The 2,276-nt window shown below is 62.3% G+C and carries 1 protein-coding gene; it reads right to left on the reverse strand.

Going from position 1 to position 2,276, the window contains the following annotated elements; all coding sequences use genetic code 11:
- Positions 1–203 precede the first annotated feature (203 nt).
- The gene (locus ACK1U9_RS00660; protein ID WP_258229931.1) at positions 204–2,045 is read right to left on the reverse strand and encodes a potassium transporter Kup; all 1,842 of its coding nucleotides are present in this window, start codon (positions 2,043–2,045) and stop codon (positions 204–206) included.
- Positions 2,046–2,276 lie beyond the last annotated feature (231 nt).

Here is a 2,276-nt window from a genome sequence, read left to right on the forward strand (position 1 = left end):
GCATACGCAGACCCCATCGGCGAGATATCGGCAGGTAACAATGCCGTTGCGCCGAATGCCAGAGCACACGCAAAGACGGCCACCAGGGTTTTTCTCATGTTGTTTCGCCTCCAACGGCGCGGGTAGAGCTCAGGTGCTGGTAAGACATGCGGCGGCCTTGCAAGTTCTGTCGCCCTGACAGAAGGATCGTGGCTCCTGACTGCTCATATCTCGACCTGCGTGCCAAGCTCGATCACCCGGTTCAGTGGCAGCTTGAAGTACTTCAGGTTGCTGTTGGCATTCTTCAGCAAGAAGGCAAACAAGTGCTCCCGCCAGCGAGCCATGCCCATCTGCCTGCCTGCAATGACCGTTTCGCGGCTGAGGAAATAAGTGGTGCGCATGGGGCCGAACTCAAGGTCGGCACGTTGGCAGCGGCTTAACGCCAACGGCACATCGGGCTCCTCCATGAAACCGAAATGCAGGTTCACGCGGAAGAAACCGTCCCCAAAAGCCTCGACCTCAAAGCGCTTGCCAGCGCTGACCCGTGGCTCGTCCTCGAACACGACAGTCAACAGCACCACTTGTTCATGCAGTACCTGGTTATGCAGCAGGTTATGCAGCAAGGCGTGAGGCACCGCCTCGGGCCTGGCGGACAGGAACACGGCAGTGCCGCCCACGCGGTGAGGCGGCTGGGCTTTGAGGCTGGTAATGAACAGCTCCAGCGGTAGCGAGCTTTCGTCCAGCCGTTCGACGATCATCCGCCGCCCGCGCTTCCAGGTAGTCATCAGGGTGAACAGCGCCAGGCCCGCGATCACCGGAAATGCGCCGCCCTGTAGAATCTTCGGCGCATTGGCGGCGAAATACAGGCTGTCGACCAGCAGGAACGCCAGCAGCATCGGCACCGCCAGCCAGCGTGGTGCCTTCCACAGCAACAGCACCACTGCCGAGGCCAGCAGCGTGGTGATCAGCATCGTCCCGGTCACGGCTACGCCGTAGGCTGCCGCAAGCGCCCCGGACGACTCGAAGCCGACCACCAGCAGCACCACGCCAACCATCAGCGCCCAGTTCACCATGCCGATGTAGATCTGCCCTTGTTCCTCGCTGGAGGTGTGCTGGATGAACATGCGCGGTACGTAACCCAGCTGGATGGCTTGGCGCGTCAACGAGAACGCACCGGAGATCACGGCCTGGGAGGCGATGATGGTGGCCAGCGTGGCCAGCCCGACCATGGGCAGCAGGGCCCATTCGGGCGCCAGCAGGTAAAACGGGTTGCGCACTGCCTGCGGGTCGCCGAGGATCAGCGCGCCCTGGCCGAAGTAGTTCAGCACCAAGCCGGGCAGCACCAGCAGGAACCAGGCCCGGGCGATGGGTTTGCGGCCGAAGTGACCCATGTCTGCATAGAGTGCTTCGGCGCCGGTCAACGCCAGCACCACCGCGCCCAGAATCGCCACCCCCATGCCTGGGTGCAGCACGAAGAACTTTACCGCCCAGAGCGGGTTGAGTGCCTGCAGCACCTCCGGCCGCTGGACGATGCCGTGCAGGCCAAGCGCACCCAGCACGACGAACCACAGCACCATGATCGGCCCGAAGAGAATGCCGATGCGCGCGGTGCCGTGCTTCTGGATCAGGAACAGCGCCACCAGCACCAGCACCGACAGAGGAACGACCCAATGTTCGATACCGTCGAAGGCCAATTGCAGCCCCTCCACGGCCGATAGCACGGAAATCGCCGGCGTGATCATGCTGTCACCGTAGAACAGCGCAGCGCCGAACAGGCCGAGCAGCACCAGTATCCTGCCCAGTCGCTGGTAGGGAGCCGCTGCGCGATGCGCCAGGGCAGTCAGGGCCATGATGCCACCTTCGCCCTGGTTGTCGGCGCGCAGGATGAACAGTACGTACTTGAGCGATACCACCCAGAGCAACGACCAGAACACCAGTGACAGTACGCCGAGTACACCGGCAGTGTTGGCCTGCACACCGTAGTGCCCGGCGAACACTTCCTTGAGGGTGTACAGCGGGCTGGTGCCGATGTCGCCATACACTACGCCGACAGCGGCGACGAGCATGCCGATGGGGTTGGACTTGCCGGGAAGAGACTGATTTGCGATGACGGTGGACTGGCTCACGAAGGGCTTCTCTGGACTGGCGGGTAGAAAATGCATGCCATCCCTGAGCATCGCGCGCCCAGTATTCCTTCTGCGTGTTGGCTCAGCCGTAAAAAGAGCGTAAAAAAATCAGCCAGCGCCCCAATACCTGTCAGTCAAGCAATTCGGGACCGCTTTGCCGCCCATCGTCGG

Source organism: Pseudomonas sp. XP1 (assembly GCF_053557675.1).

Excerpts from the sequence above, each read along its gene's own strand:
- ACK1U9_RS00660 (WP_258229931.1), bottom strand. The coding sequence starts at position 2,045 with ATGCTCGTCGCCGCTGTCGGCGTAGTGTATGGCGACATCGGCACCAGC.